The 3,076-nt window shown below is 52.6% G+C and carries 5 protein-coding genes and 1 CRISPR repeat array; of the genes, 1 reads left to right on the top strand and 4 read right to left on the bottom strand.

Going from position 1 to position 3,076, the window contains the following annotated elements; all coding sequences use genetic code 11:
- Positions 1-1,033: a CRISPR direct-repeat array (repeat unit 32 nt; unit sequence GTCACGCCCTACACGGGCGTGTGAGTTGAAAT).
- A 141-nt stretch (positions 1,034-1,174) separates the two neighbouring features.
- From RUM_RS13275 to RUM_RS12690, 3 genes are all read right to left on the bottom strand, one after another.
- Positions 1,175-1,510, bottom strand: a complete 336-nt coding sequence (locus RUM_RS13275) for a recombinase family protein (protein ID WP_041326371.1) — start codon at positions 1,508-1,510, stop codon at positions 1,175-1,177.
- Between the two features lie 60 nt (positions 1,511-1,570).
- On the bottom strand, positions 1,571-1,777 hold the full coding sequence (locus tag RUM_RS08600) for a hypothetical protein (RefSeq protein ID WP_015558737.1): 207 nt from the start codon (positions 1,775-1,777) through the stop codon (positions 1,571-1,573).
- A 167-nt stretch (positions 1,778-1,944) separates the two neighbouring features.
- Positions 1,945-2,088, bottom strand: a complete 144-nt coding sequence (locus tag RUM_RS12690) for a hypothetical protein (protein WP_015558739.1) — start codon at positions 2,086-2,088, stop codon at positions 1,945-1,947.
- 152 nt (positions 2,089-2,240) lie between these two features.
- On the opposite strand from RUM_RS12690, the gene RUM_RS08605 reads away from it, so the two are divergent.
- On the top strand, positions 2,241-2,435 hold the full coding sequence (locus RUM_RS08605; protein ID WP_041326372.1) for a hypothetical protein: 195 nt from the start codon (positions 2,241-2,243) through the stop codon (positions 2,433-2,435).
- A 19-nt stretch (positions 2,436-2,454) separates the two neighbouring features.
- On the opposite strand, the gene RUM_RS08610 is transcribed toward RUM_RS08605, so the two are convergent.
- A partial coding sequence (locus RUM_RS08610) for a peptidoglycan-binding protein (RefSeq protein ID WP_172618255.1) occupies positions 2,455-3,076 on the bottom strand: 622 nt, incomplete at its 5' end.

Below are 3,076 nucleotides of genomic sequence, written 5' to 3' on the forward strand. Positions count from 1 at the left end.
GTCACGCCCTACACGGGCGTGTGAGTTGAAATGAATGTTTACGGGTGAACGCTAAAAGATACACCCGTCACGCCCTACACGGGCGTGTGAGTTGAAATGCAGAAAAGCCTCTGAGGAAAAAGCATTCACTACGTCACGCCCTACACGGGCGTGTGAGTTGAAATCGACCTGATCGGGGAAGATAACCGGGCGCTGGCGCCTGTCACGCCCTACACGGGCGTGTGAGTTGAAATTTACGATCCCAAAACCCGCACCATCGTCCACACGAGTCACGCCCTACACGGGCGTGTGAGTTGAAATCTGTCGCTGTGACAGCGCAGATTTCCAAGCAGGCAAGTCACGCCCTACACGGGCGTGTGAGTTGAAATCGTCGATCATGTCATCCCGCAGGGCTGACATGGCGTCACACCCTACACGGGCGTGTGAGTTGAAATGCCAGATAATGGTACTTGGTGACAAAACCAACCAGTCACGCCCTACACGGGCGTGTGAGTTGAAATTAACAGGGCTACCACATCCGCCGAAAATTCCCGAGTCACGCCCTACACGGGCGTGTGAGTTGAAATATTGATGAAATCGGCACTCTGTTCAATTCCCGGGTCACGCCCTACACGGGCGTGTGAGTTGAAATTCACGGGGTTGGGCGGGGAACACCCCGCCCGAGAAGGTCACGCCCTACACGGGCGTGTGAGTTGAAATACAGTTATATAAATTAAGATAATTTGATATGTTCCCGTCACGCCCTACACGGGCGTGTGAGTTGAAATAAATGCAAAAAAATCTGAAATGGGGCAAGTTGTCAGTCACGCCCTACACGGGCGTGTGAGTTGAAATTTGCCCGGTGCCGCACAGGTGCAAACCCGTGCGAGTCACGCCCTACACGGGCGTGTGAGTTGAAATATTCCAGAGGAACACAAGAACGGCGGCATACACGGTCACGCCCTACACGGGCGTGTGAGTTGAAATGGAATTTCTGTTTCCTTTGTATCCCATTGAAACATGTCACGCCCTACACGGGCGTGTGAGTTGAAATTTGAACGTCATACTCTCCATCTTTTAGAAATCCCAGTCACTGTCGCCGGAAATGCAAAACGCAAAAAAACGACACGCAAAACGCAAAAAATAGTAAAAAAATAGGCGAATAACCACCGGGGAACTGTATTCTCAGCCCGGGTTATTCGCCTATTTCATTTATACGAATTGTAGTTTTTCGGTACTTCCGGCCGGCCAAAGCATTCCTAGCGCAGAGCAGCTGCTGCACCTCGTCGAAGTCCTCCGGCGGGATTATAACGGGCGTTTTAACGGGCCTTAAACGCCCGTTAAACACCCCATAACCACAGTACACCGGGTTGCGCAGGATCTTGCTGACAGAGTAGGCCGTGAACGGCTTGCCGCGCCGCCCGGTGAATCCGTGCGTGCCACATAGCCGTGCTACATCGGATAGACTTTGGACAATGAGGTACATGTCAAAAATGTACCTCACGGTCTCAGCGGCGATTGGATCAAGCACGAGATCGGCGCCGTCCCCGAAGTCGTAGCCCAGCGGTGGGATAGCGGGTATCCCCCCCTATCAGCAGCACCAGACGAATTTGCCGAGCACGAAGCAGCCTACCAGGAGGGCCACCTCGTAACCCTCCCGTTGGTCTATCCGGCGGATTTCGTTCTTGGCCGAACAATAAATATAGCGCTCACCGGCCACCTCGATTCGGCGGTTCCAGTTCCGGCGGTCTGCAAAGGTTTTACCCAGCGCATCTCTCAGCCCGTTTGTTTTTTTCATAGTTGATTCCTCCTATCGTTATTTCCGGCGGTTTGTGATGATTGCAGCGACCAGCAGAACCAGGCTGATGCTGTCCAGAATGATAATGATCCAGTCCATCATAGCGCTTGACAATGGCAATGTGCATCGGTTATAATAGGAGGGAGGAGGATATCCTCCCTCTTAGATTAGGACAGTTTTTCGATGATCTCAAGGATCGTCTTGACTGTCACCAGAATCGCATTGATGATCAGCAACGTTTGCAAGACTTCTGATCGATCGGTGCGATTCTTTTTTGGGCGGCGCATTGGTTTGCGCTTGTGCTTCGCCATTGTCCTTACCTCCTTTCCATGTTCTAATTATAACACATGTACCAGTACATTTCAATAGAAATAACGCACAAAATTTACATCTTCATTTTGTGTACTATGTACGTGTACAAGTGTATAAATATGTGATAGAATTATTAAAGGAGGTGATCGCAGTGCCTATATCCGAATCAAGGAAACGAGCAAATGAAAAATATAATGCAAAGGCATATGACCAGGTGAAGATCATCGTGAAAAAAGGGGAACGCGAGAAAATCAAAGCCCACGCAGAATCCAAAGGAATGAGCCTGAATGGCTACATCAATGCCCTGATTGACGCCGATATGCAAAAAACCGCCTCGGAGGATTGACCCCCGGGGCGGTTCCCGTTTATTCGCCGACCAACGCCGCCACTGTTTTCTTGCCTGCCAGCCCGTCCACAGCCAGTCCGTGCGCCTGCTGGTAAGCCCGGATGGCAGCGATGGTTTTCACGCCTGCAATGCCGTCAATTTTGCCGCAATCATAGCCTGCCGCATCCAGCATGTACTGGATCCACCGGACACCGTCACCCCGGCTGCCGTAGCGGATGGTAGCATCCGGCGCTGTGTAGGGGCAGTCCTGCCTGGGCACGTCACAATAGGCGTAGAACGAGGTTGCGCCGTTGATCCGTTTAATACTGGGATAGCCCTTGACGGATTCATCCCCCCACCACTTGGCGGCGGCAGACCGGCTGTCGATGTGGGTGTAGCCGTGGTTTCCCCCACAGTTCAGCCCGATCCCGTTGATGCCCAGATCCTCCGCTGCACACGCCACATACTTGGATGCAATCGGCTTGCCGTCCTGCCCATAGCAGCAGATATCCGCCGCCATACCCATGGTGTGCCGCCCTGCACCGGATCCGCCCACAGCCCTGTCATGTTTGGGGCATCGGTAGCCGCTGGATACGATGATCTTGGAGCAGTTCAGCTTGGCATACAACTGCTCCAGAAAGCCGATCAGCGTGCTGTCAACT

Origin of the sequence: Ruminococcus champanellensis 18P13 = JCM 17042, from assembly GCF_000210095.1 — a bacterium.
Classification (GTDB): domain Bacteria; phylum Bacillota; class Clostridia; order Oscillospirales; family Ruminococcaceae; genus Ruminococcus_F; species Ruminococcus_F champanellensis.

Coding starts and splice junctions, on each gene's coding strand:
- RUM_RS08600 (WP_015558737.1), bottom strand. CDS start 1,777: ATGAAAAAAACAAACGGGCTGAGAGATGCGCTGGGTAAAACCTTTGCA.
- RUM_RS12690 (WP_015558739.1), bottom strand. CDS start 2,088: ATGGCGAAGCACAAGCGCAAACCAATGCGCCGCCCAAAAAAGAATCGC.